Below are 26274 nucleotides of genomic sequence, written 5' to 3'. Positions count from 1 at the left end.
TGCAGCTCGGCGGCCGTCTTCGGCCGGAAAGTACGGACGGTCCGCATCAGCGGGAACCTCCTCGCTGGGCGTCGGCCGGGGTGAGCGCGAACACCACCGCCGCAGCAGTGGTGTGTGGCTTGACGTCGCGGTACCGCTCGGTGATCGCCGCGATCTCCCGCTGCTCCTCGTCGCCGAGTTCGTCCTGCCTGCGGCGCATTGTTTCGATGTCGCGGCGGCGCTGCCGCTGCTGTTCATCGGGGAACAGTGCGAGCTGGTCCTGCATCTCGGCGCTGGTGAGCTGTTCTAGCGAATCGTGCAGGTTCCGCCGAAACGCGGCGAAGATCTCCCGCGCCCGGGTGATGTCGGCGTCCTCGCGTTTCGCGAGCTGGTCGCTGACCCGCTGGTGGCGGGACTCGGCGCGGCGGGTCATCGAGTCGAGCAGCCGAGCCCGCAGCGGGGACTCCGGCTCGTTCCACTTCCGCGCCAGGTCGGCGCGGATGTCCGCCGCAGCCAACGCCAGCCTGCCGCCGTCGAGGGCCTGATCGAGCAGCTGCTCGGCCCGTTCCTCGGCGATCGCCCGGCGGCCATGCAGGCGTACGCCCGCGAGGAAGATCTCCTCGTGCAGCCGTAGGCCGCCGCGTCCGACCAACACCATCCGGGTGACGGCTGCGACGAAGGACTCCTCCAGCCCGTCCACCACGACCGCCGTGACCCGGTGCAGCGGAGCGTCCGCGCTCCACAGCGACCGGCGCAGCAGCCGCTGGGCCTTCTTCACCAGCGGGTGCCCCAGGTGGACGTACACCAGATCCTTACGCCCGGCCGCTGCCTTGTCGTCGAACGTGATCGGCCGCAACACGCCTGGCTCGGAGCGGGTGTCCAGGCCTTTCAACGTCGACTGCCATGCCGGGCCGAGCGGCGGAATGGTGTAGACGCCCGCGTCGGTCCGGTCGTCGCCGGCCACCACCAGGGGCGGCTGATGGCTGATCCGCAGCGCGGTGTCGACCACCCGCCGCAGGTTCTCCGGCTCCAAGTGCAGCTGCGCCCGGCTGTCGGCGTAGCCCTTCTCCAGCTGGGTCAACCGGCTGTTGAGATCCAACCCGCCGGCCAACGCCTTGTTGATCACGGCGTTGCCGTCGAGCGCGGCCTTCTTACGCCGCCCCCCGCTGGAACGAGTGAAATGGTCCTGGATTTCGTCGGCGATGACCTGGTTGACCGACCCGAGGTCACGCGCGACCGTCACTACCTTGCGGGCGATCCTGCCCATGAACTCCATGTCCGCGGCGTACATGGTCGCCGAACGGTCCGGGGCGAACTGGAACACCAACGGGGTCTGCTGCTGCCCGTACCGGTCGATCCGGCCGATACGCTGCTCCAGCCGCGACGGGTTGAACGGGATGTCCAGGTTGATCAACCGATGGCAGTGGTCCTGCAGGTCGATGCCCTCACCGGCCGCGTCGGTGGCCAACAGCACCCGCACGGAGTTCTTCGCCGACGGCTCCGTGGTGAAGTGCTCGCGGATCAGCTCCCGCTCGTCGGTCGGCGTCTGCCCCTGAATGACCTCCAGCACCTCGCCGTAGCCCTGCTGGACCAGCACCCGGTGCACCCACTCCAGTGTGTGGGCGTATTCGGTGAACACCACGACGCGCTCGTTGGACCAGAACCCGCCGGGCTGGCAGATCGCATTCAGTGTTGTGATCAGCTCATCGAGACGGGAATCGGGCCGGCTCTCGAAGCCCAGCCCCCACTCGGCCAGCCGCTGCAACTCGCCTGGTACGGCGGTGACGAGCGGATCGGTTGCCTTGCTGTGCCGCAGGGCTGTCGCCTCGTCCTGCTCCCACAGCCCCTCCTCCTCGTCGGACTGCCCCTCGCCGAGAATGTCGTCGTAGTCCCAGTCCTCCGGCGCCCGGCCCACTGACCGCGCCGAGAGATACGACTGCAGGGTCATACCGAAAGCCCACGGGCTGGACAGGAACCGCTTCTTGAACAGCATCGCGGTGATGTCACCGGACGCACCGGTCCCGTTCGCCTTCGCGCTGTCGGTCAGAATCCGGTCCAGCAGGGCGAACATCTCCTGCTCGTCGGCTCGCGGTGTGAACGGGATGACCCGAAGCTCCCGGGGACGGAAGCCCTTGTGCGACAGGGCGGGATCCGACTTCAATCGGCGAACCGTCACCTCCAGCAACGCCCGCTCGTCTAGCAGCGCACCCCGGCTGAACCGGCGCGAATCGATCATCTCCAGCAGCGCCGTGAACGACTCCGGATGCCCGTTGTGCGGGGTGGCGCTCAGGAACAGGCGATGCTCGCACTTGTCCGCCAGCTCCCGCACCGCGATCGTGCGCTGCGTGTCGACCGCATAGCCACGCCCACCCCCGATCGCCGACGGACTGGCCGGCGCCACGTGATGCGCCTCGTCCACGATCAGGATGTCGAACGCGTACCGCCGGGCGGTCTTCGTGCTCGCCGCCTGCGCGTACACGTCACGCAGCATCCGCTGGGCGCGCACCTGCGGCAACCACGCCATACTCACGATCACCCGCGGATACAGCTGGAACGGGTTCGCGTGCAAGCCGTACCGGCGCCGCACCTCCCGCATCATCTCGCTGTTGATGATCGTGAAGTCGAGACCGAACTTGTCCCGCATCTCGTCCTGCCACTTCAGCGCAAGGCTCGGCGGGCACACCACGATTGCGGTCCGCGCCCGGTGCCGCAGCAGCAACTCCTGCACCACCAGGCCAGCCTCGATGGTCTTACCCAAGCCCACGTCGTCGGCCAGCAGCAGGTTCGTACGAGGCGAGGACAACGCACGCCGCAGCGGCTCCAACTGGTACGCCTCGACGGCGACACCACTGTGGAACGGCGCCTGCACGCTCCGGTCGTCCGCCGAGGTCACCGCACCCCAGCGCATCGCATCGACGAAACCGGCGAGAGTGTTCGGATCATCGAAGGCGTCCGGGTTGACCTGGGTCGGCAGCCCTTGAGCGGGCGTGACGGTATGGCCGACCTCCAGCTCCCAGACGACCGTCAGTTCCTCACCCAGCCGGTCCTCATCGAGCGCCTGCAAGGTTACGGCGTGGTTCAGCGAGGCTACGGCTTCGTCGGCGGGGCTGCGCGGTAGTCCCTGCGGCTTGATCTGGGCCACCGCCCAGGTCGAGCCACGCACCTCAACGACCTGACCAGGTTCAGGAACAGCAAGGACGGCAGTTCCCGACACGGCAGCCGACCTGGCGGGCAAGACAGACACCCGAGAACCTTAACCCGGTCACGCCACCCTACTTTCCACAGGCGACAGACGGTGACACATCACTGTCCGCATAAGAACGCCGACGCTGCCTGCGGTTGCGGCCGTCATGACTGTTATCCACGGTGGACTGCCCGTCGACGAGTCCGTTTACGCGGTCAGCAATTTGACGCGTGAGCGGCCGCACTGTAACGCCGTGGCGCATGGCCGCGATCGCAGACACGGTGGGCCATGCCGCGCGTGCCAATGCCTCCTGCTGCTACTTGCGGTCCTCGAGATCGAGTCGGTGCCGGTCAGCAGCGGCTCGGGCGCGAACTTCATTGCGGAACGCTTCGTTGATTTCGCCGTCCAGTTCGTCGTCGGACACGGTGCCCTCGAGGTCGGTTGAGAACATGGCATTCTCGCGGTAGAGCAGCCAGCATCCGCGAATGCCGGACAGTAGGTCCTCGAGCATGTCGCGGGCGGGACGCAGCGGGTCAAGAGTGGTCAACCGAATCGCCGTGATCTCGCCAACCGCTTCAGCACCGCTCGCCGCAACCTGCTCGGCTTCCTCGCCGGCTTCCTCGATCTTCTCTCGCAGGTCATCGATGTCGGGCGCCTCGCCCTCAGCCACCGCCATGGCATCGCAGATCATTCTGGTCACCACGTCGGTCGGCGACAGGCCGATCTCCATCAGCTCCAGGACGACGGTGGGTGTCGCGAGCGGCAACGCTTCGATGTCGTCGGCCTCCGCCAACACGTCGGGTGCGGCGCTGTTGGCGGCGTCCGCCGCCACATCGGCGGCCGCCTGCAACCAGTGCGCCGCCGCCACGCAAGCCGAGGTCGGATCGAGCTCCAGAAACAGTTCGCCCCCGCCGAGCGGGTCGCCCATCAGGATCCGGTCGGCAGCAGCGACCTGGACCGGCGAGGCAGCCTGGCGCGTCAGTTGCACGGCCTGCGCCGACCGTCCCGACAGATCCCCCAGTTCGGCGCCCTCCACCGCCGCTCGTTCTGCCTCCACATCGGCGACCACCGCAGCAGTGAGATCCGTGTCCCCGGCAGCGTGCAGGCAACGGCCCACGCGATGGGCGCATTCCTCCACCGGGTCGTACGACACCATCAATGAATTGCCCTCGGGCAGGTTCGGTTTCCTGATGTGAGCGGTCACGGAAGCGAACTCGTTGCGGGTCTGCTCTCGCCGCCAGCCCTCGGTGTTGAGCGCCAAACTGCCGGCGGCACTCGCCGGATGCGTGTAGCAACGCCAGAGCGCCCGGGACAGGCCCGACAACTCGGCTGCCAGCGCCAGCCGCCGTCTCGGCTCGATGCTCACCGCCAGCGGCGCGACCCGAATCGCGACAGCCCCGTATCCGGTCTCCCAGATCGCCACCAGCTCGCTGCGACTCTCGTCGATCGCGTAACGCGTCATCGCCCCACCCTCCCGAAACCCGCCGCAGCCTATCGGTAACGACGCGATCACGCACGGCAGGCCGTGCGTGATCGCGTCACATCAGCCGGCCTACACGCGCTCGCCGATACCCAGTCGTGCCTGCGTCTCCTGCGCCCGCTCAGCCGCCGCGCTCGCACCGTAGTGACGGGGCATGTCCTCCGATGTCCAGCCCAGCAGGAGCATCAGGTCTCCGGTGTCCCCACCGGCGCGCTTCCACTCGTGGGCGAAGCTGTGCCGCCACCGGTGCGCGTGCACATCCGGCACCCCGGCAGCTCTGCCCAGCCGCTTGAGGAGGATCTTGATGCCGTTCGGAGTCAAGGGTGCGCTGCCTCGTTCCGCCAGCCACAGGTTCGGCAGGGCGGCACCCTTGCGCTTGTCCCGGGCCCGCAAGTAGCGGCTCAGGGCCCGGGCGGTCTTCGGCCCGAAACGTACCCGCCGATCCTTGGCACCCTTGCCGTGGAAACGCACCGACTCGGTGTTCAGGTCAACATCGGCCACGAGGAGGTTGCCCACCTCGGACAGCCGGGCGCCGGTGTTGCAGTACAGCCGAATCAGCGCCTCGTCGCGCAGATTGGCGAAGCCCTTGCCCTTGCACGCGTCGAGGAGCTTGCCGGTGTCCTCGTCGCGCATTACCGGGACCAGCTTCCGGGGTGTCTTCGGCTGCCGCACCCGCTCCATCGGCGAGCGGTCGATGGCCTGCTCGTCGACGAGCAGCCACTTGAAGAACTGCTGCAGCCCCTTGTGCTTGTTCAACGCGGTCGACGCGGACCGGCTGTCGATCATCCAGGCCTGGAACGCCTCCACGTGCGCCCGGGTCACCGCACACGGGTCGTCAGCCGCATCATCGGCGTCCGGATCCGGGGACGACTCCCCCAGATACCGACCCAACTGCGCGGCAGCGAGGAGGTAGTTGTAGCGGGTGGTCTCCGGGTAGTTCCCGGCCCGCAGCGACCGGTCCCAGTCCCGCAGGAACCCAGCCCAGGTCCGGGACAGTCCGACAGTGAGTTTCTGAAGATCCAGTAGTGGCATGACAACCTGCCCGAGTCAAGGAGTCCAACAGCGGCGTGCTAGACCAGGCATCCATGCCAAGCAATGAAAAGAGGGTTTCCGCAAGTCTCTGACCTGCGGAAACCCTCTCGCTGTCGGGACGGCCGGATTTGAACCGACGACCCCTTGACCCCCAGAGAACTAGCGGGCCTACCGGCACCTGCCGGGCCGTACCGAATCATGCCAAACATGCAGGTCAACGGCCAAGCGACGGTCCGACCCGCATCGAGCCTTGCCGGGCCGTCCCGGGCCGTCCGTGAGACGGTTGTGAGATATCACGGCGGTCCGGGGCTTGGGAGAGGCGCTGGACATCATCAGCCAGCGCCTCTCCGTCGGCTACGCGACCGTCAACCCAGGATCCCCGACGGCAGGCAGCCCAAGGCCACGATCGGGGCAGCCGGATAGGTGGTTACAGCATCACGAGCAGTTGGCCACCGGAGAGATCCGCCTATTGCGGGAGCGGATTCGCTGGTTTGCGAAACACGCACGGCAGGCAAACCCGATGGCGCGTAACCATACGATTCTGGCACCCTGCCGAACATGCCCGACACCGCCGCCCCACCGCGCAGCCTGCCCGAGCTGCGGGCGCTCGCCGCTGCGGGCGGGCCGATCAAGTACCTGTTCTTCTGGGGGCACCAGCCCCAACCGGACGGCAGCATCGGACCGGGTTGCCTGAGCCAATGGTGGCCGGCCCCATTCGTCGTGGACGGGATCCGGTACGCCACCGCCGAGCACTACATGATGATCGGCAAGGCACGCCTGTTCGGCGACGAAGGGATCACCGCGCAGATGCTCACGGCGCCGCACCCGGGCGCGGTCAAGACCCTGGGCCGGCAGGTCCGCGACTTCGACCAGGCCACCTGGGATGCGCAGTCCTTCGACCTGGTCGTCGCCGGCAACGTGGCCAAGTTCAGCCAGCACCCCGACCTCGGGCAGTACCTGTCCCGCACGGGCAATCGGGTACTGGTGGAAGCCAGCCCGATGGATCGGGCCTGGGGCATCGGTCTTTCCGCGACGGACCCACGCGCCCACAATCCCGCCCAATGGCGCGGCAGCAACCTCCTCGGGTTCGCGCTGATGCGCACCCGCGCGCAGCTCGCCAGCGGATGAACCTCAAGATCCGCGTACATCAGGGGCGACTCGGGACCGATCAGTACCGCGTCGTCCGCCCCGGCAAACCGGTGACCGGCGCGGTGCTGGTCGACAACAACCCCTGGTTCGTCCTGGAACTCAACGCCGACGCCGCGTTCACCATCACCGGCCTGTGGATGCTGGCAGCCCGGTCACGCCACACGCTGATCCACCTACCGCTACGGGGCAACACGCCACCGGAGCCCTCCCTCGCCACCGTGACCATCGGTGAGCTCGACCTCGTACTCAGTCACCGCGACCTGCAGTTCGCCCCGAACCGATGGAAGCAGCTACGCCACCGCCTGGGAGCCGGGGCTACCCACACCATCTCCTGGAACCCGAACGACGTCCCCACCTGGGACGAGGTCCACGAACTCAACCGCCAAGCCCGTCGACGTTCCTCCCACAGGGACAGGATCCACCAACGCCTGCACGCTCACACCCTGTTCATGGCCGGCAACGCGGTCGCGTTCCGGCGCACCGCCCGGTACGTCCTCGACATGGCGCTTCGCCGACCCGACCCCAGCCATCCCGGCACCTACCACTCCGCGACAATGCACCCCGCGGACGGGCACTTCACCACCCACGGGCAAGGCATCTACCTCATCAGGTGGCAATAACGGGCCGCCCGACCGACGCCTGGCTGTGGCACCACCTCGTAGGCGGTCTTCAGACCAAGTGAGGTTCCTCCGGTAGCACGGAAACTTTCGATCATGGCCTGACAGGCCCTGATCAGGAGGTTCCTTGTGCGTGCCCCTCGTAAGTACCGCCCCGCGGTCGACCGCACCGTCCGGGTGTCGGTCGGCTGCGGAAATCGTCACTCAACGCCGTGGTCGCGGCGGTGCGCCGCCAACGCCCGCCGGTTCGGCCGGTGCGCGGGATCCGCCGTCGCCGGCAGTTCGACCCCGGCGAACTCGCCGTAGTGGTCGAGCCCTTCCGCAACCCGGACCCGGTACGAGTCGTCGATCCAGAGCAGCCCTTGGTCGAAGAGGTTGTGTAGGTCCGCTCGGAGTAGAAGGCCGTTGGAAACCCGGTTGGTGGCCGGCCCATCGTACGGCTCGATGTGCGCGGCCTGCAGCGCCGCCTCCACGCCGCAACCGCTGATCGCACAGCGGCCCTGGTACGCCTCGATGAGCCGGCGACGGAAGTCGGCCTGTCCCTGTCGGGCCGTCACCTGCGCCAGCCGCCGACGGCGGCCCTCCGGCAGTCCCTCGGGTTCGGGCGCCCGGGCCTCGTCCAGGATCTTGGCCAGGCGGTCCGACTCTACCGGCTGCACGGCGCGAACGCCCTGCACGACCTTCTCCAACACGTCTGTCCCCGCCACGCCGCGTCTGAGCAGGAAACGGGTCAGCGGCACCTCCCAGCGGATCTCCAGCCGCCACTCCGAACCGTCGCCGTCGGCGCGGAGGTACGGGTCAGCCCAGGCGGTCCCAGCGGCCACGATCCGCCGGTGCGGGGTGCTGGCGTAGACCCAGATGCGGTCCCCGGCCCGGATCTGATGGAAGCAGGAGGAGAGGTGCCAGTCGTCGTATGCGCCGTCGGCCGGCAGACTCCCAAACATCTCCAGCACGTCCTGGTCGTAGCCCCACACCTCGGTCCGGTCGTTCACCGGATAGATCCACTCGGCGGCCGGGCGCGCGCGGCCCAGCACCTCGTCGACAAGCCGGTGGCTGTGCCCGGCGCCCTGCACGGTCCGCGCGGTGAGCAGGGCGGAGGTCAGGTGCCGGACTGCGGCAGCGAAGCGCTCGTCGGCGAGCGCCGCAACCAACTGGTCGTACGGACCGCACACCCGAGCCTGGTCCGGTCCCGCGTCCCGGTAGTCCGACCGCTCCTCGGTGAGGCCCGGAAACTCCCGGGCCAGGGCTCGGCCGGTCGGCCAGTGCCGGCGGAGCACGGACCGCCGGACGACGATGAACCCCTCGGCTATGTCCTGGTTCTCCGGATCGAGCGGTTGGTGCAGAACGAACGTCTCCATTGTTCGCATGCACACCGCGGACAGCCGGCGCGGGCTGCTCTTGGTGTTCGGCAGGCAGGAAAGGGTCCAGTACTCCCGCTCCGTGCCGGCCGGGTTGGGCACCGCGACGTCCAGGTACGCCCGGTTCGCCTCGACCACGGCGGAGTAGTACCCGCTCTCGCTCAGCCGTTCGAACTGGTTTTTGCCGTTGGCCACCATATGCTTCGTCGACTCCTCGTCCCGGCCTTGAGGCCGACGACCCGAGCGCCCCCAAGTGGGCGATGAAGGAATGGTGATGCTAGTAAATGCGCTGACGGGCACGCTGCCATCGGCGAAAGCCGGGGCCAGAACGGGACCAACACCCGACGCGGAACGACCCGCTCGGGTGGCTGTCGTCACCCGAGCGCTCCTCTCGGTGGCCGCCCGGGAGGTTGGCACGGTTTGTTGGACGGAAGCAGGCTGGGAACTGGCGGAGACTCCGCCGAGCGATCAGGAAGCAGGTGCCACAGTGGCCCGATCGAGGTCGCCGGTCGACCGGTGAACGACCCGCTTGGCGTCTTCGTCGACTACTGCAAGCGGCATGCCCGCACGGTCCGCGCCTACGACTGGCTGGCCGGCACGCACCCCGTGCTGACGCCGAAGCTCATCAAGGTAACTCGCGCACCGCACATGGGCAGCAGAATTAGTCGGGAGCAGGAGCGCCACCTGCTCCGGTTGAGCGAGACCGCGCCCTGGGACGACGTCCCGCTCGACGCCCACCTCCGCGACGCCGACCCGATGCTCGACGACGGCCACTACGACTGTGCGCTCCGGTTGTACCAGCACTTTTTCCAGGATCGTCCGCGAGGGCTCGGGCACGCGAAGGTGAGCAAGGCCTTACACCTGGTGCGGCCTGGCCTGTTCCTCATCCTCGACAGCGCGTTGCTGCGGCGGTACCGGCGGGCCGCCGAGGTCGCGGCGCGTGAACTGCAGCAGGCAGGCAGCCGGCACGCACCACCGCGGCGGGCCTACTGGGCGGCATACCGCACGGATCTGCTGCGGGCCGCCGAGGGCCTCGCGTTGTTGCGGGGCGCCGCACGCGACCACGACGACCCACTGGTCGCCGAGGCGGCGGATCGCCTGTCGGACGTACGCCTGCTGGACATCCTCGCCTGGATGCCCGACCGAGAGGCTTCAACGGCCTCGTGACGTCGACCCTGCAATGCCAGCACCAAGAGGGGGCCATGGGACGTCAGGACCGGCCTCAAGCCGATACGGTCGGCGATATGACCTCTGTGGATGCCGGCGAGGGACTGCCCACGCTCGGCAAGCTCGAACTACTCGACGTGCGGCAAGTCTGAAAGCACGAGGCGCATACCTTCACGCCGTGGTTGCTGGCGAACGCGGACGTGCTCGGTGAGCTGCTCGGCATGGACTTGGTGCTGTCGTCAGCGGAACATCCGGTGGGCGGATTCTCGCTGGACCTGATCGGCGTCGACGAGGCGACGAACGAGACGGTGATCATCGAAAACCAGCTGACGAGGACGGACCACGGCCACCTGGGTCAGTTGCTGACCTACGCCGGTAGGACGGATCCCGTCAACGTGGTGTGGATCGCGACCGAGTTCCGGGAGGAACATCGGGCCGCGTTGGACTGGCTCAACACCCGTACGGACGAGAACACGCGGTTCTTCGGAATCGAGATCAGCGCGGTACGCATCGGCGAGTCGGTGCCGGCGCCCCTCATGCGCCTGGTCGTGCAGCCGAACGACTGGGGCAAGAAGGTCAAGGCGATCGCCAAGTGCGACACCGCAGCGAGCGACCGAGCGATGGCCTACCAGGAGTTCTGGACGAGGTTCCTGGAGACGGTCCATGACCGCAAGCTCGGGTGGACGACGTCGACCAAGGGCTCGCCGCAGAACTGGCAGTCCCTGCCCGCCGGCATAACCGGCATGTCGTACACGTGCACGTTCGGCCGGTCGGGGCCGTCGAGCGAAATCTTCTTCCAGCACCCTGACCCGGCCGTCAACGACGCGCGTTTTGCCGCCGCCCGCGCAAAGCTGGAGCCCGCATTCGAAGACATCCTGTCGTACGAACCGTTGCAGGGCAGGAAGGGTTGCCGCATCGCGGAGTACCGCAAGGGTGACATCGGCAACGGAGACGACTGGGTTGAGCTGCTGCGCCTGCTCCTCGACGAACACGACACAGCCGTCACCAACGCGACCAGCCACGCCCTGCTGCAACGCGACGACACCCACGGAGTCCGGTTGATCGCCCAAGCCGTCGCCGCCGCCACTGACGAACAACTCGACCACCTCTACGCAGCCCTCGGACAACACCTACTGCCCGACGGCCCAACCGATCGCTTCATCACCCGCTGCTCAGAGCTGACCCAAGACCCCAACCCAACGATCAGTACCGGAACCCACCAACTCCTCACCTGGACCAAACCGTGGGCACCGTCGACATGACCGCCCCGGCTACCCTCACGATCGAGAAACTTGGTCTAGCCGGACGTGTTACGGATTAAGTGACACTGATCCGTAACGCATCAACTGGAGCCTGACAAAGTGTCCCTATTTGTTGTCGGGTCCGTATTTGTTGTCGGGTCCGTATTTGTTGTCGTGTCCGTATTTGTTGTCGGAAGAACCAGCCGCCTCACGGACCACCGCCGATCTGTGCTAAGAACGCCGCGAACGAGGGCAAGGACCTCCGCGTCCTCAGGCATTCCTGCGACCGCTTCGGCAAGCGTGCGCCGGACAATCGCCTCCGCGTCACGTGCAAGCCGGAGCCCCAACTCCGGGTCTGGGTCAGCCTCTCTGGGCCAGCGTACGCAAGCGAGTGCTCGGACGCTCCGGCTTGGATGATTAGCAAGCGCTTCGAGGTTCGATTCAGCGTGATGGGGCGGGAGCCACGACATTGCTAGCGCACTCCCATGGACGATTCCCTCATCATCCTGCCCTAGCAGGCCAGCGGCGATCCTCTCTACGCGGGCGGCTTGCTCCGGCGATGCACATGTCGCCGCTAGTTGTAGGCCGGGAATTACCAGGCTAGCGCGTCCGAACGAGACCCTGAACTGGCTTAGGGGATGCGCCGGCCCCGCAAAGACATCATCCATTGCACTTCCGTCTTGACTGCCTTCCGCGAACGACATTGCCGTCTCGAACAACTCGTCACGCTTGCCTGGCGATACAACATCCCGTAACGCCTTCAAAGCATTGAGCGCCTCCCTCCTGTTAGCTGCAATTTCGCTCCGATCAAGCGCACGGTCCAAAAGCGCTTGCGCCGCAGCCTCACGCTCGCCTTCCGGTAGGTGCCGCACAAGCAAGGCTGGGGTTGCCAGGTCGATGCCGTGAGCGAACACTCCGGGTGGCTGCCTGTATGCTGCGGTCAGACGAGCGTAAGCGGATCTGGCGATTGCAGGATCCGGGGGCTCCTTGTCGATCCGGACCAAGAGTTTCGCGGCAGCCACGCTCCCGCTAGCAGCAGCCGACTCTAGGCGAGCGGAGAAGACTTCTATGTTCGCATCGATCACGTCAGCAGCTACATTGGCGACTTGATCAGAGATCGGATGACCGAGCTCAAGCAGGTCTAGTAGTTGTTTACCGGCAGGCTCGGCTAGATCCGGATGACCTTCAAGAATCCCGACCAAAGCGGCGACATGGAAATCGTCCGTGTGCAGATGACTGTCTGCCTCGCGCGGCACCAACGGATCAAGGATGGCGAGCAATCTAACTGCTTGGTCACGGGAGGCGCGGCCGATGAGCTTAGAGATCAGACCTAGCGCAGCCAAGCCCACACTCGAAGCCCTCCGACTCTGACGGATCCGTCCCTGGAGATACGCCTCAAAGTCGCCGAGGGCAGCTGCCGTCTGAGGTTCTACATCGCCATCTGGCGCCAAGTCAGATTGTGCGGCCATCGCCTTATATGAAGCGGCACGCCTCCAAGGCGCGGCATCCGCAAAGAATCGCGACAAGTCGCCGTAGGAATCGTCCATTTTTTTAATGAGTTCAACGACGGCCTCAGCGTTCCCAATCTTGATATAGAGGATCGCAGCTCGCTTCGCTTCACCTGCTGCGACATACGCGTCAGCAAGTACATTGCTGGCGCGGATCTCGTCCATCAAATGGGCCGCCGAAACGGCGTCCCGCAATGCTCGTCGGGAGGCTCGTACCGCCTGTACAAGCCTCTTGTTTAGCAGAGCCGCTGTGGCATCAGCGAGATGATCGCGAGATGCCGGCAGGAGCGGTTCCCCACCTACGGCCTTCATCACCTGGGCGAGGTAATGTGTTTCCGTTTCCTCTGTTATAGGGCCATAACGCAGCGAATTCTCTCTAATGGAGTACAACCACGCGGCAGTGTCGTGACCGAGTCCAGCAAGTGCTCCCCCATTAATCGCATCGCCCCAATAGATGGCCGCCTCATCGGGATCGGCAGAAAGGGTGAGGTGGCGCGCAAATCGAGCACTTACGAGCGCCGCCAAGGGCTGCGGTAACTGGTGCCTCCGAGCTTCGGACACGATTTTGGACCAGTCGCTGTTTGCTTCCGCCATGCAGAGGCGGATGCGGACAGCAATCTTGGGATCGGGGGATAAGTCGGCCGCTTGACCAAAAACCGCATTCCGCCCCGCGACCACGGAGGCTTGGTCACTTGCAATTGCGGCCTCGCCAAGGGCGAGGACATAAGTCGGAAGCGACGAAACCCTCTTCGCAGCCAGGATGTCAACGGCTGCCGCCAGATTACTGAGGTCGTCAAAGGGATGCTGAAAGGCTTCGAATAGAGCTAGCGCGGCATTCGCACGCTCAACCGATTCTTCTGATAGGCGGCCTTCCCGAAGTATTTTCCGAAGTTCGTGAACTTCGTAGCCTCCGTCCTCCGAACCTCCTCCGGTGAGGGTAGCCTCCTCAATCATCGTCACCAAATTTGCAGCAGCGCGATCTTTCTCCCCTGCTGCTGTGAAGGCTCGTACTGCGCGCCTCTTCATCAGCATTGAATGACCAGGGTAGCGGTGGACCCCCAAGCTTTCCGCTACCCGGAGATAGGTCTCTCCGGCGAGTTGAGGGTGTTCTTGCTCCATTCCTGCGGCGACGGCCACCTCTGCAGCAAGGCCAATCGCCTCAAGAGGGCCTCGCATCAGCGCATCGGCTCGACTGACGGGATCCAGCTTTAAGGATCCGCCAGAATGCGTGGCCCGAGACGGTCCCGCATCGGCCCGATCGACCAAGGCGAGGACGTCCGCCAGCACTTCGGCACCATCAGGAAAGCCGAGGATGTTCGCTGGTTCGCTGCTCGCGAGGGATTCCAGCCGTACAGCGGTTAGGCGGCCCAGACCTTCCTGACGGTGATGTGCCGAAACAACGCCTACGACGTACCCCGCGACCCACACCGCAGTCCCGGACATCGCCTCCCACGGCGACACAGCCGGATCCGGATCTTCCGCGGGCGGATCAACGGTGACTTCCAAGGTGCCCGACCTGGAATTGGACAGCCCTGCAACAGTACCCACTGCGTGATGCGCTTCTCGAATCCAACTGCCATCTGAGTGCCTGCGTAGCTTCCATCGAGGAAAGCCGACCAGGTGTGCCTCTACCTGCTCGGCCCGGCGCGCGAGATGGCCGAACCGCACCGGCACCACCTCGGGCGGGCCGTCGACCCGCTCCAGCCGCAACAGCACCACGTCTGCCGATGGATCACACCATGCGACAGTCGTTGGCGCTGACCACTCGCCCGACTGGTCAGCGTCGAACCGGACCGTCACCTCCATGGCATCGCTCACGATGTGGGCCGCTGTAAGAACCAGCCGATCACGAACCCGATAGCCCGAGCCACGATGCGTAGATCCGTCCCTACGGATGGATATCACCTCGGCGACTCGCCGCCCATCCAGGGCCTTCGAAGGCTCGCGGGCTGAAAGCGTTACGCCATCAGTCATCGCATGCTCCGGCCGCTCACCGCTCGCCATCCTCGGAACGCCCTGCGATCAGAGGCGAGCGCTCCGGGGCATCAGCCAACCGTGGATGCAGAGTCAAATGGATACGCTGCGTGACCGTCGACGCCCGCCGCCCACCCATTTCCGCCTCCACCACCAGGAACTTCGCCTTCACCCCAGGCTCGGTGGACTTCTCAACTGCCACCGTGAGCTCCAACTCCACTGGCCCAGCCTCGAAACGTAGGTCCGTGCGTTCACCGGCCCACATTGCTCGGCTCAGCTCATGCCGTAGCTGCCAAAGCAGATCAGCCAGCTCGATCCCACCGTCCACGCTGGAACCCCTCCCACGGTATCCGTCGCATGATCAGAGCAAGTCAACCTCATCCGCACCACCACCAGCGTGCCCACTCTCCGAACGAACGGACACCAGGAACGAGCTGATGAGCTCTCCGACGACGGCGGAAGCCGAGTTTGCCCTAACCATCCATACCCCACGCCGCCGAGCGGCCGGGGGCCGGCGGCCGGGCCCGAATTGACCTTGTCCGAGCCTGAAGCTGGGCCAGCAACCGCCGGGCGGCGACGACACAGGCGGGACCAGCCGGCAAGCCCGGTGCCTGCCGAGAAAATACGTCCGGGCTGCTCAGAGGCTGTTCGGGCCTGGGAACCGATCTTGCCTCGTTCTCCGACGCGGGCCTCCTTTCCCATCTCCGTTGATGGCTGCGCGATGATGCCGGGTCGTGCTGCTGCGACTTGCGTACCTGGGCCTCACGAACGTCGTCGCACTACTGCGGCTGTTGCCGGGCAGCGACCAGGACAATGACGCAGAGATCCTCGCGTTACGCCACCAGCTCGCGGTGCTGCAGCGTCAGCTCGGCGAGCGACGCGTCCGGTTCGAAACAGCCGATCGGGCGTTGCTGACCGCGCTGCTATACCGCCTCCCGAGGCCCCCAATGCACCGTCTGCGGCTGCTGGTACGTCCCGACACAACCCTGCGGTGGCATCGCGACCTCGCCGCACGTCGCCACGCGGCGACGTCGCGGCTGCGCCGGCGAGGCCGGCCGCGCACCGTACGCTCGACCCGCGCACTGGCGCTGCGCCTGGCGCGGAAGAACCCGTCGTGGGGGTATCGGCGGGTGCACGGCGAACTGCTCAACCTCAACCCTGGGAGTGAAAGTCGCCGCGTCCACAGTCTGGGAGATCCTGCGCGAGGCCGACATCGATCCCGCCCCGGACCGGGCCGCCACGACCTGCACGCAGTTCCTGCGCGCGCAGACCGAGGCGCTTCTGGCAGCAGACTTCATCCTGACGATCACGCTCATCAGCACGAGGATGCGCATCCTCGCGGCCATCGAGCACGCCAGCCGCCGCATCTGGATCCTCTGCGCGACCGCGCACCCGACCGCCGCCTGGGTGACCCAGGCCGCCCAGAACCTGGTCATGGACCTGCAGTACGTCGCGTCGAACGTCCGGTACCTCGTCCGCGACCGGGACGGGAAGTACCCAGCGCTGTTCGACCAGATCCTCGCAACGCGGGGGCCACGGTCGTGCGCAGCGGCGTCCGGATGCCCCGAATGAACGCGATCATGGAACGCTGGGTGCGGACCTGCCGCCGGGAGCTGCTCGATCGCAGACTGACCTGGAACCAACACCACCTGCTGCACGTGCTGCGCGAGTTCGAGATCTTCCACAACGAGCACCGGCCGCACCAGGGCATCGCCAACGCCCGTCCACTCGCACCACTACCCAAACCGATCACCGACCCGGACCGGCTCGCCCACCTGAACATCCACCGACGTGGCCGCCTCGGCGGCATCCTTCACGAGTACGAACATCCCGCCTGACCTGCCTGAGTGGAATTCTCGGCAGGCACAACGCCAGAACGTCACCAACGACGAGTGCTGCTGAACTCGGTACCGATGGTCTCTGCCGTGCAGAAAAGCACCCGGGTATGCCGACGTAGATGGCCGGCACGACCCTTGCGGGTGACCATCAGGCCCTGCACATGCCAAGTCCGGTCCGGCCGTTTTATCCCATTGGGCAACGACGGTAGCTGCTGAGGCGTGGATCAGGTCGGCGTTCGCGAGGACCCTGTCGATTTCGTAAACTCGTCGATCAGTGGCCACCTGTGTCAGTGCGGCCCGTCGTGGCAGGGCCCGGCGCTCGGTCAGCACCTGTCGCGCTATCACGGCCGGGCTCGTCGGATCAGGTGATGCCGCCGCGACCGCGGGGAGCGCGTCACCGAGCCGGGATGGGGATCGGCACCGCGCAGCAAACGCAGCAACTCCGGACCCGCGCAAGGATCCCTGCGCAGCCCAGGGCCGTCGCGACCGCGCCGGGGCGCCAGCGGATCGATTCGATAGCAGCCGATGCTATGGGACAGGGAGATGTGCTTCGCTGTTCGCCCCACTGCCAGCGGTCGCTACAACCAGTGCGAGCCGTCAATTTAAGTTTGTTGGAAACGATGTCAGGCGGTACAACGGTTGGCGGATCGTGCTGCGTACAAGGAGATGTGTAGGGGTGTTCACCCAGCCGCGAGGCCAGGCGCTGACCGCGGAGCAGGCGGTGGCGCTGGATGACGAGTTCTTCGGATCCCGACCGTTGGCGCATATGGCTGCTCGAATAGCCTCGCTGCTAACGTCCGCCGACGTGCCAGCGGCCGGCCAGTCGAACCGCCTGGCTACGTGCATCGCCGGGTTGGGCGCGGGTCACGAGTCTGATGCCGCCTCGTTTACCGATGCTGACCGTGACCTGCATGTGGCCACCGAGGCGTTCGCCGCCCGCCACCATGCCGCCGAGACTCTAGTGCGGCTCTACCACGCACTGGCGGTGGCGCCCTCACCGGCTGGCGCGCCACGTTGCGTGTGGAGCGCGCTGTGTGACGGCCCGACCCAGACCGCGACCCTCGTTGATCAGGCTTCCGCTCACCTGTCGAGCGATGATGGCCATGCCACCTTCTGGAAGCTGGTACTACCAGCCTCCGCTGCGCAAACCAGCCCGCCGGATGAAGCAAACACGACCGCCCTCAACGTCATGGCGGCCTGGTTGCAGCGAGCAATGCTTCTACTACTCTCTAGCGAACCTATTGATCTCAACGCCGGCTACAACAAGATCAAGCACGGAATGGCAGTTCGCGCTCGCAACGACCTGTTGGCGATATTCACCAAGAACGGCCCGGACCCGGATGGGACGATGCCCCTCAGCGCTCTGACCGGCTCAGGCACCCACAGCCTGATCGACGGATTGTCGGTGACACACCTGTCACGACCGAGGGCCGCAGGCCGCAAGCAGGGCTTGGAAATGACGACCCTGAACCTTCCGCCTGCGACGCTGCTGGCCGAAAGCTGGATGCTCGCCCGCACTCATGCCGCCATGTTCCACATCGCGGCCGAGCGTCATTTCGCCGGCCGTCGCACCACGCCGCATCCGGCGCCGACGCCTTTGCTGGGTCCTACGCCCGACGAACTGCTCGGTGACCCGGTCGTGGGCATACGGCATCCAGTGACCACACCGCCCGGCGGCGGCGCTCCCGATCGCCAGCCTGGTATCGCCCTCCGCACCTCTTTCATTCCGCTCGTCATTCATTTCGACCAGAAAAGCACCGCGACCGTGGTGGATGGCTGACTCCTGCCGTTCGCGGCGATGGCGGTCGGGCCACGCTGTCAGGCGGGGAAGGTTGTGCCATGCCGGCGACAACGGCAGATTCCGACCCCCCGCGTCGGCGACTGACTCTACGAGCCCGACGGCAGCGTGTCTGGCCCAGCAAGCCTCACGAGCGGAGACAGCGAGCGGGATGCAGTCGGGCGGCGGTATGACGTTCAGGCGCTGCGAGAGCCGATCTGGGAGCACACGACGATGGGCGGCCGGGCCTGGGCGCTGATGGTCGGCGGTGACGACGGCACGCTGAGCAGGCACCGGGAGCCGGCGTTCGCACCGACGTGCCGACGGTGTCTCACGCTGATGGACCGCCTGTTCCCCGCGCCAGCGGTCGACCGCAGAGTCCCGGTTGTCGCGCAGGTGGTCGTCGACGTGGTGCGTGAGCACGGCTACTCGGGAGGTGCCCGGTGACCAGCTTGCCGCCCTCCGAAAGGAGATCCGGTCGCTGATCAGGCAGCAGAGGGGCCACCCAGCCCAGACATTCGTTCACCGCGTTACCGGGTCCGTTATGGCGAGCGGTCAAGGGGCCGCCCTGCCGGCCTGTCCAGGCTGCACTGTTGAGGAGAACACTGCCTGCAGAGCGTCCTAGGATAGGATTGCCGAGTTGGCCTGGGTGTTGCCGCCCGACGAGCACCTGTCGCGCTAGCCGCGCCGCCGCCACCAGCGGCGCTTCCTGGGCGGCTTGGTTCCTCGTCGTCGCCCTGGTCGCGCGGGCCGGCGCCGCGCGGCCACAGCGCGGTCGCCGGCGCGGCAGCCAGGAGTGATGGGCATCAGATGCGGCAGCGACTCCTCGATCGCGACCAGCCGATCCGCCGCAACAGCCGCGTCCTGCCGAGCCCGAACGAGCTGGCGCACATCCTCCTGAAGGGCCGGTTCCCAGTAGGCGGCGGTGACGAGCGCGAATAGCGTGATCGCCGACAGGCGACCGATCAGCCGCCCGGAAGACTCAGCAACACGTCCTCGTACCTCCGGTATCCGGAGCGAAGTAGCCATTCCCCCATAAGCGCCAGAACTGCCGAGCGGGCCTGCTCGTTGAACTTATCGACGTCTTGAGCGTCGGGCGTCGAGAACCGGAAGTGGCCAACTTGGATCTGCGGCCGGGATCCGCCCGTCCCTACCCGTTCCTCCTTGCTGAGATCAACCACGGCGTCGACCCCCGTGCCCGCCTCCATCGCTACCTTGATGATCATCGACGGCTCCGGCTCGCCCCGCTCAATCAGACGAGCATGGAGCACGGCCGCGGACCTGATGGCACCAGTCATCACTTCGATGAGCAAGGTATACAACTCGGCCAGCGAGAGCGCGGCTGGCAGCGGCCGGCTGTCGTGCCGCCGGGGATCCGGCCGCCGATCGGCTGTCAGCTCGGTGAGCCACAATCCGACCGCGAAGTCCGCGACAAGGAACGGCTCGACACCGCCCGGGTTCGTGGCCCCGGTCCGGATCTGTGCACCCGCCAGGATGGGCGTCTCCTGCCGCCATCCGCCGGTCGTCGTCTCGTCCTTGGAGCGCAGAGCAACGGCTGCTTTTGTCACGGTCCGGCCATCGCCGCCGTCGCTAATCTGCCACTGATCGGCTATGAGCGGCCAGGCCGTTGCGGCTGTGACCTCCAGCCAATGGTTGACGCCACCGTTGCGCAGTTCGTTCTGGATGATCGCCTCACGCTCGTCTCCGAACGGTCCCGGCGCTGCAAGGTTGGTCATCGGCAGCGATTCGCCGGCCGACACGAGGACGGTCACCGAGATCCCCAGGTCCGGAACCTCGCCATTCGGCGCCTCCAGGGGGTTAACGCGGTAGTTGGTGAAGGGCTCGGGAACATCGGTGGGCAGGGACGGGACCCGGGAGCGCGATGGGTTCGCCAGGGCGTCGACCAGGAGGCGCGCCGCGGTTCTCCGCCGACTTGCCCAAGCGAGATCCTGCCGGTCGACGGTCTCGCTTCCCGCGTCTGCTTCTAGGGCAGGGCGCCCCTCCAACACTCGGGCATCACCGAGGCGCTGAATCAGCGAAGCGGCGTCGAGGTCGATGATCACGGGCTGACCCGACGAGACCTCGGCGCCCACCCGGACGAGGCGGGCCGCGAGGCCGGAGATGGAGGTGCCGTCGTCGACCGCGGACCGCAGCCGGCGATCCGTCTCCTTCGTGCCAAGGAGATTCTCGACGAGTGCGAACAGGCTCTCCGTCGGCGCGTCCGGGGCTGCGTCGCCGCTTTCTACGTGTCCAAGGAATGCCTGCCATCCATGCTCTGCGCTTTCATCGAGCAGCCGGCTTAGCCGCCCGACCTCGGCGGAAGGCTTCCTGTCGGGCAGCGACCGCAGGAAGTCGACCAGCGCGGGGATCCCCCGCCCGTCTATTACGGCAAGCAGGCTAGGCACGTCGACGTCGTCGACGGCCAGCAGCAAACGGGAGATCCAGCTGATCACGGCAGCGTCGGGCCCACCGAGGACCAGCCCCGGACCGGCCGGCAACGGCAGATAGCGCAGGACGTTGCGCAGCAGTATCTCCGCGTCGTTAGTGGGCAGTTGGTCGGTGAGTGCCTCCAGACGGCGGATCACGCTAGCGCTGCGCGCGCAGGCGTCCCTATCCTCGGCGTTGGGCGTCAGCATGCTGATCAGCAGGTCTGTGCCCGTACCGGCTTGTCCCCGACTCCAGTCGCGCATTGCGTTCAGTAGAACTGCGTCGGTGGCGTCGGCCTCGCCGAGCACGAAGGTGAAGTATCGGTCGACGTAGTCCGGGTTGTTGACGCCGCGGCGCCGTACCTCGCGGCGTTCCGCAGGCTTGAGTACGGGGAAGAGCCGCTGAATTGCGGCGAGCAACCTGTCGTGCTGCGCCGCCGGGAGTTCCATCTTTGCCAGCCGGCTGCCGTCCCTCCAAGGTGCAAGGCATGAATCATCTCCGTAGCCAGCAGACGCCGCTAGCCACGACCGGTCGGCAGCAAGGGCTTGGTACGCAGCGGGATACATGGAGCGCAGGTGGGTCACAACCAGGTAGTCGACCAGGTCGACGTCGCCGAGGCCGACCAGCGGTAGGTAGACCCGCAGTTGTGCGATGAACCGGCTGACGCTGCGCGGCTCGGCTAGGTCGGCGGATAGCAGCAGTTCCCACTCGTCGGACAGCCTTCGGCGCTCCTCGTTGCCCAGGGTGGCCTGCAAGTCCGTGAGCAGCTTCGTTAGTCCATCGTTGAATAGCAGCTCGGATTGCTCCGCCCGGATGAGCGGCTGGTCAATCCGAAGCGTGACGATCTTCTCTAGGAAGGCGAGTGCTCGATCCTCCCGCTCTCGAGCGATCGGGGTTGCCTTGAGCAGGTCGACGATGGTGCGCTGATCATATGCGACGGCGTAGTGCACGTACGGCAACCGGCCTAGTACCCGGATCGCTCGGAACAGTGCCAGCAGTTCGTCAGGTTGCAGTCGGTCGACGTCATCGATGAACACGAGGATCGGCCGAGCGAGGCTTCGCAGCTCGTCGCTCAGCTGCTCGAACTGGGCCTGTAGTGTGCTTTCGCCCTCCAGCCGCTTCAGTGCCATGTCGCTGACGTCTTTCAGCGTGTCGCCGGCGACGGGGATCAGCGAGAGCAGCGGCGCTGCGTACGCCGCATAGGACTTGAGCTTCTTCCGCGCTTCCTTTGCCTTCTTCGGCAGCGAACTGCGAATCGCCCCGAGTAGCTCGGCCACGATCGCTTCGGCAGATCCCATGGCCCAAGGATTTAGCCGAGAGATGCCCCACTGATCCGGGTCGAGGGCATCAAGCACCAGATTGGCCGTGCTGGTCTTGCCGCTCCCCCAGGGGCCTACCAAAGCAACCACTGTGCTGCTGGGCCGGCTGGCGATCTCGTCGAGCAGTTCAGCAACCCGGCGCACGAACGGCATGCGCCCCAGACTTTCGTCGTCTGGTGTCGAGATGGGATCATCGATCCACCAGCTACCGCTGTCGCTCGTCATAGCCACAAGCCGTACGATAGCCAGCCCAGCCCAGCGTCGATCTTGCCGCTCGGCTCGGGCGTCCTGGCCGGCTCTTGTCGCGGGAACGGTCGAGAAGACCAAGGATGATATGACCTGCTTCGCCGATTGGACCGTCCGCGTCTGGACCTCAGCGCCACCGACCGGCCGCGGTTGCTGAACGGCCACGATCGGCGGGTCCGCGGGGTGGCCGCGGCCCCCGGACGGCCGGCGGCTCGCTTCCTGCTCCGACGACCGGACCGTGCGGGTCTGGCGAGTGGACGACGAGCAGGGCGAGGTGATCGGCGTCCACCGCGACGGCGTGACCGGCCTGGCATGGCTGCCCGACGGGCGACCCCCTGATCGGAACCTGTCAGGTCATGTGAGGCGTTTCGGGCGACACTCGTGATACGCGGATCAGTCCAGCCGGCCGGCATCCGCCCGCGCGGAGTCTAGAAGTCAGCTTCGCATGGCTGCGCAACGTCGCGGCGAAAGAGAAGCCTCTCGCCGTGGTCGCCAAGAACGAGAATCGGCCACACTTTGCCATCCCCATCCAACGCGTACGAACCCATCTGCACGCACACCTTCCCGGCCAGGTCGCGGTCCGCGGGACGTTCTTGCAAGTCGGTCGACGCGACCAGCGTGTACCGGCCGTCGATGCTGCGCCAATCCACCCCCTTGATGTGCGGATACCAGGTGGTGCCTTGCCCGCCCAATCGCAGATCGGCCAGGACATCGGCAGGCAGGGTTGGTGGAAGCCTCTCCGGGCTTGCGGTCGATGTGACCGGTGTAGCCGTCTGCGCCGGCACGGGAGACGGCGTGGGCGCGACGGTGGTGCGGATTGGGGTGGTGGTGGGTGTATTCCGTGCGGCGATCGGCGTCGGCTCGTCGACCAGGATGTTGACGACGACGGCGAGGCTGATGACTGCCGCGACGGCTAGCAGAGCGACGCCGATCCCCCTCTGCTCCGGGGTCATACGGTCGAGCATGCTTTTCACGTTCACGGATGTCTCCGGTTCATGGGGCGGTCGGTGTCGGTTACTGGTCCACGTCCGCCGGTTCGGGTGTTGAGGTCAGCGTTGGTGCGGAGGAGTCCGACCGATCAGGCAAGCGGAGGCAAGCTGCTCGACACTTACGTTGACGACGCGTCCCGGGTTTGGGCGATCCCAGCTCAGCCGCTGAGTGGGTATGGGCTGGCAGTCCCCAAGTCGTACAACCGCCACCCGCCGGCCACCATCGACAATCATCTGCGCCAGGTCGTAGGCAGGCTCTTCGTGTCCCTCCACGTCGGAGGACTGTAGCCGTCTAGAGCCAACGCCGCTCGTGAGTCGCAGACCAGCTGTGACAGCCAGCGATAGCTGGCACCAGAAGGCATGGCTCACACCGGTTCCTCGGGCTTGAGCACCGATGAAGCATCCGGGATCCGCTGGAGGAGGTGCGACTCGCTGAGCCTGATGCAAGACAGACATGGGTCGCATCGCCGGATGGCTGAGCGACTCATGTCGGATCTCCGCGATTTCGGACTCGAATCGAGTGGTCAGCAGGTGCTGAGCATCGCGTTGAGCGCCGATTTCTCACCGCTGTCGACGGAGAGGCTGTAGTACCACTTGACCTGAATCCAGGCCTTGGCGTAAGTGCAGTGGAACCCGCTCAGCGGGGGCTTCCAATCCTTCGGATCCTTGTCGCCCTTGGACCGGTTCACGGTGTCGGTGACCGCCCACAACTCCGGGCCGCCCAGGTCGTTGGCATAGGTCTGGCGCTGCGAGGTGGTCCAGGCCCACGCCCCGGACCGCCAGGCCTCGGCGAGCGGAACCATGTGATCAATGTCGATGGTCGAGGGGCTCGTCCGGGCCACCCCGTCGTACGGGCTGTACCAGGACCCGGAGGTCGGATAGCAACTGGAGTCGACGACAACGTTGGTGCCGTCGCGCTTGAGGACCTCCTCACGGGCGTTGCACGTACCAGAGATCGTGATCCAGTGCGGGAACAGATCACGGCTGTAGCTGGACTGGTGGGACTCGGCCGCGACGGTGAGCGAATTGAGCCGACTCACCGCGTTGCTGTACGAGGGGACGTTCGGGGGTGCGGCGTGGGCTGACGCCGGGGCCAGAACGACGGCCAGGACGGTGGCGGCCACCACGGCGAGGGCGGCCTTGTGAACGCGGGCCACTGGGGAGACTCCTGCCTGCCGCCGACCACGGCCAGGTGAGGACCCCGGCTGACAGCGTGGCAGCGACAGATCAACTGTCTCAAAAATCACCGTCGATGGGACATGCGCCTGCAGGAAGGCGACGTAAACGTCACGTTAAGACAGAGCTCCCGCGAGCGCGGGGGCCGGTACCGGCCGCGCCAACTTCGACCTGCTCCGCAAACGCATCCTTCCACCGAGCTGACATGCCGTCACAAGATCAGCGGCAGACCCCGTTCGGACGTACCCGGTTGGGTACGTTGGCCGGTACGTCGACAGATCGTCGCCCGCCGACACCACGGGCCGCGGCCAGAAAGGCGCCGACGAACATGTGCTCGACTCTGTCATTGAAGACCAGCAGCCAGCGTTGTTCACCGGCGGCCAACGTGCTCGCCGTAGCCCTGCGGGACGGCTCGGTCCACCTGGCCGGCGTCGACGGCAACGTACGCCTCGACGGCGAAGCCGAGTCACTGGCCTGGTCACCGGACGGATCCCGGTTGGCAGCCGGCTGCAAGGACAACACCGTATGGGTGTGGCACATCCGCACACGCAGTTCCGCTGGCGTCCTGCGCGGGCACGCGGACTGGGTGGGCGCGCTCGCCTGGTCGCCTAGCGGCCGCTATCTCGCCTCCGGCTCTGATGACCGGACCGTCCGCATCTGGGACATCGAGCACCCGGGCGACAGCACGGTCCACTCCGGGCACAGAACTACGTGGACGGACTCAGCTGGGCACCGGACGAACGGCGGCTCGCGACCTGCTCCGCCGACTGGAACGTCCGCGTCTGGGACCTCACCGGCACTGACCGGCCGCGGGTGCTGACCGGCCACGACAAGCGGGTCCGCGCGGTGGCCTGGGCGCCGGACGGCCGGCGGCTGGCTTCCTGCTCGGACGATCGGACCGTACGAATCTGGGCCGCGGACGACGACCAGTGCGAGGTGATCGGCGTACACCGCGACGGCGTGACCAGCCTGGCCTGGCTATCGGACGGGCGACAAATCGTGACCGGATCGGCGGACGGCACCGCCCGCGTCTGGGCCGACCACGTCGACCTGGATGCACTGACAACGGTGGCGCGAACCGGGGTGTTCCGAGGGCACACCGACGCCGAGCGGCGAGCCCGCCTGCTGCCGGTCGACGCGGACTCATAGCGTCTGCTCGACCTCGCGGGTCTCCTCGCCCACCAGATAGTCGTCCGGGTCCAGACCGAGCGTCTTACGGCGCTCCGAGGCCCAGTAGGCGGCATTGGCCTATTCGAACGACTCGGGCCCGTCGTGAGAGATCACCCAGATGTGTGCTGATTGCGTGCGCGGTCCTTCCACGAGCCGTGGACCTCGAAGCCGAAATCACGACGCAGGGGCACGACCAGACGCTGCCACCTGTCCACCCACTCGTCCAACAGTCCTTCCCGAACCGTGTAGGTCCGAATCTGCACCGTTCTTGCCACGCTTGCCACCTCACCCGCGTCCGAGGCGTTCCGCCATCGACCCTCGCCGAAGCCGTACGATCGAGCTGGTGGCTGACCCAGCTCACGACGGCGTCGCGCAGTCCGTGGGCTGCTCAACCCCAGACGCCAGATGCCGCTTCCGCCATCCTGTCTGCCATCGACCCGCCCGACGGGGAGCGGGCCGCCGCCCGGCCCGCCACAGCCCGCGGACCTCGCCGCCCGCGCGTACGCTGGCGGGTCGGGCGGCGGTCTGCTCGGCTTGCCCGGGTCGATGGCAGACAGGATGGCCCACCGCCACCACCCTCGAAGCCGGCGGCCGCAGACGGCCCACGGCCATCCTGGAGCCGGAGCGCCCCCGCCGGAGGCGC

The 26274-nt window shown here is 66.5% G+C and carries 20 protein-coding genes; 11 read left to right on the top strand and 9 right to left on the bottom strand.

The window, feature by feature from the left end:
* Window positions 1–46: 46 nt before the first annotated feature.
* From drmD to GA0070621_RS05005, 3 genes are all read right to left on the bottom strand, one after another.
* Window positions 47–3193, bottom strand: coding sequence for a DISARM system SNF2-like helicase DrmD (gene drmD, locus GA0070621_RS05015; protein WP_269455412.1), 3147 nt, complete (start codon window positions 3191–3193; stop codon window positions 47–49).
* Between the two features lie 286 nt (window positions 3194–3479).
* Window positions 3480–4625, bottom strand: a complete 1146-nt coding sequence (locus tag GA0070621_RS05010) for a hypothetical protein (RefSeq protein WP_167666601.1) — start codon at window positions 4623–4625, stop codon at window positions 3480–3482.
* Window positions 4626–4715: 90 nt separating this feature from the next.
* Window positions 4716–5675 carry a tyrosine-type recombinase/integrase gene (locus tag GA0070621_RS05005; protein ID WP_091191957.1) on the bottom strand — a complete coding sequence of 320 codons (960 nt, stop codon included), beginning with the start codon at window positions 5673–5675 and terminating at the stop codon, window positions 4716–4718.
* 558 nt (window positions 5676–6233) lie between these two features.
* Here GA0070621_RS05005 and GA0070621_RS05000 point away from each other — a divergent pair.
* Together GA0070621_RS05000 and GA0070621_RS30690 are read left to right on the top strand one after the other, a co-directional pair.
* Window positions 6234–6803 (top strand): NADAR family protein, encoded by a 570-nt coding sequence (locus GA0070621_RS05000; RefSeq protein WP_091191955.1) that lies wholly within the window; start codon window positions 6234–6236, stop codon window positions 6801–6803.
* Entirely contained in the window at window positions 6800–7444 is a 645-nt protein-coding gene (locus tag GA0070621_RS30690; RefSeq protein ID WP_167666600.1) for a hypothetical protein, read from the top strand. Before GA0070621_RS05000 ends, GA0070621_RS30690 begins: the two co-directional genes overlap by 4 nt.
* A 197-nt stretch (window positions 7445–7641) precedes the next feature.
* Here GA0070621_RS30690 and GA0070621_RS29815 read toward each other — a convergent pair whose 3' ends face one another.
* Window positions 7642–8997 carry an HNH endonuclease gene (locus tag GA0070621_RS29815; protein ID WP_167666599.1) on the bottom strand — a complete coding sequence of 452 codons (1356 nt, stop codon included), beginning with the start codon at window positions 8995–8997 and terminating at the stop codon, window positions 7642–7644.
* A gap of 318 nt (window positions 8998–9315) precedes the next feature.
* Here GA0070621_RS29815 and GA0070621_RS04985 point away from each other — a divergent pair, with 318 nt between their 5' ends.
* Genes GA0070621_RS04985 through GA0070621_RS04980 form a run of 3 tightly spaced genes read left to right on the top strand, consistent with a single transcriptional unit; the run spans window position 9316 to window position 11228 of the window.
* Window positions 9316–9966, top strand: coding sequence for a DUF6308 family protein (locus tag GA0070621_RS04985; protein ID WP_091191953.1), 651 nt, complete (start codon window positions 9316–9318; stop codon window positions 9964–9966).
* Window positions 9963–10118 carry a hypothetical protein gene (locus GA0070621_RS29385; RefSeq protein ID WP_157739836.1) on the top strand — a complete coding sequence of 52 codons (156 nt, stop codon included), beginning with the start codon at window positions 9963–9965 and terminating at the stop codon, window positions 10116–10118. The genes GA0070621_RS04985 and GA0070621_RS29385 overlap by 4 nt, the downstream gene beginning before the upstream one ends.
* A 30-nt stretch (window positions 10119–10148) precedes the next feature.
* Window positions 10149–11228 carry a DUF4268 domain-containing protein gene (locus tag GA0070621_RS04980; RefSeq protein WP_091191952.1) on the top strand — a complete coding sequence of 360 codons (1080 nt, stop codon included), beginning with the start codon at window positions 10149–10151 and terminating at the stop codon, window positions 11226–11228.
* Between the two features lie 80 nt (window positions 11229–11308).
* Here GA0070621_RS04980 and GA0070621_RS04975 read toward each other — a convergent pair whose 3' ends face one another.
* Both GA0070621_RS04975 and GA0070621_RS04970 read right to left on the bottom strand, forming a co-directional pair.
* Window positions 11309–14689 (bottom strand): trypsin-like peptidase domain-containing protein, encoded by a 3381-nt coding sequence (locus GA0070621_RS04975; RefSeq protein ID WP_269455589.1) that lies wholly within the window; start codon window positions 14687–14689, stop codon window positions 11309–11311.
* 16 nt (window positions 14690–14705) lie between these two features.
* Window positions 14706–15017, bottom strand: coding sequence for a trypco2 family protein (locus tag GA0070621_RS04970; RefSeq protein WP_167666598.1), 312 nt, complete (start codon window positions 15015–15017; stop codon window positions 14706–14708).
* Window positions 15018–15853: 836 nt separating this feature from the next.
* Between GA0070621_RS04970 and GA0070621_RS30685 the strand changes: the two genes are divergently transcribed.
* The 3 genes from GA0070621_RS30685 to GA0070621_RS04960 all read left to right on the top strand — a co-directional run bounded on the left by GA0070621_RS30685 (window position 15854) and on the right by GA0070621_RS04960 (window position 18307).
* On the top strand, window positions 15854–16261 hold the full coding sequence (locus GA0070621_RS30685; RefSeq protein WP_167666597.1) for a hypothetical protein: 408 nt from the start codon (window positions 15854–15856) through the stop codon (window positions 16259–16261).
* The gene (locus GA0070621_RS30680) at window positions 16258–16527 is read left to right on the top strand and encodes an integrase core domain-containing protein (protein ID WP_167666596.1); all 270 of its coding nucleotides are present in this window, start codon (window positions 16258–16260) and stop codon (window positions 16525–16527) included. Before GA0070621_RS30685 ends, GA0070621_RS30680 begins: the two co-directional genes overlap by 4 nt.
* A gap of 676 nt (window positions 16528–17203) precedes the next feature.
* Window positions 17204–18307 (top strand): hypothetical protein, encoded by a 1104-nt coding sequence (locus GA0070621_RS04960; protein WP_091191950.1) that lies wholly within the window; start codon window positions 17204–17206, stop codon window positions 18305–18307.
* A 962-nt stretch (window positions 18308–19269) separates the two neighbouring features.
* Here the strand turns inward: GA0070621_RS04960 and GA0070621_RS04950 are convergent.
* The gene (locus tag GA0070621_RS04950) at window positions 19270–22275 is read right to left on the bottom strand and encodes a KAP family P-loop NTPase fold protein (protein WP_167666595.1); all 3006 of its coding nucleotides are present in this window, start codon (window positions 22273–22275) and stop codon (window positions 19270–19272) included.
* A 187-nt stretch (window positions 22276–22462) separates the two neighbouring features.
* Here GA0070621_RS04950 and GA0070621_RS31235 point away from each other — a divergent pair, with 187 nt between their 5' ends.
* Window positions 22463–22681, top strand: a complete 219-nt coding sequence (locus GA0070621_RS31235) for a hypothetical protein (protein ID WP_091191947.1) — start codon at window positions 22463–22465, stop codon at window positions 22679–22681.
* 43 nt (window positions 22682–22724) lie between these two features.
* Here GA0070621_RS31235 and GA0070621_RS04940 read toward each other — a convergent pair whose 3' ends face one another.
* Both GA0070621_RS04940 and GA0070621_RS04935 read right to left on the bottom strand, forming a co-directional pair.
* The gene (locus tag GA0070621_RS04940; protein ID WP_157739833.1) at window positions 22725–23276 is read right to left on the bottom strand and encodes a hypothetical protein; all 552 of its coding nucleotides are present in this window, start codon (window positions 23274–23276) and stop codon (window positions 22725–22727) included.
* A gap of 533 nt (window positions 23277–23809) precedes the next feature.
* Window positions 23810–24442 carry an HNH endonuclease family protein gene (locus GA0070621_RS04935; protein ID WP_091191944.1) on the bottom strand — a complete coding sequence of 211 codons (633 nt, stop codon included), beginning with the start codon at window positions 24440–24442 and terminating at the stop codon, window positions 23810–23812.
* A 95-nt stretch (window positions 24443–24537) separates the two neighbouring features.
* Here GA0070621_RS04935 and GA0070621_RS31330 point away from each other — a divergent pair, with 95 nt between their 5' ends.
* Complete coding sequence (locus GA0070621_RS31330; RefSeq protein WP_157740093.1) at window positions 24538–25281, top strand: WD40 domain-containing protein; 744 nt, start codon at window positions 24538–24540, stop codon at window positions 25279–25281.
* Entirely contained in the window at window positions 25173–25610 is a 438-nt protein-coding gene (locus GA0070621_RS31325; protein ID WP_167666593.1) for a WD40 repeat domain-containing protein, read from the top strand. The genes GA0070621_RS31330 and GA0070621_RS31325 overlap by 109 nt, the downstream gene beginning before the upstream one ends.
* Window positions 25611–26274: the final 664 nt, after the last annotated feature.

It is taken from the genome of Micromonospora narathiwatensis, assembly GCF_900089605.1.
Lineage (GTDB): Bacteria > Actinomycetota > Actinomycetes > Mycobacteriales > Micromonosporaceae > Micromonospora > Micromonospora narathiwatensis.
Note: the sequence above shows the minus strand (reverse complement) of the source record. Positions and strands in the feature narration are given on the sequence as shown.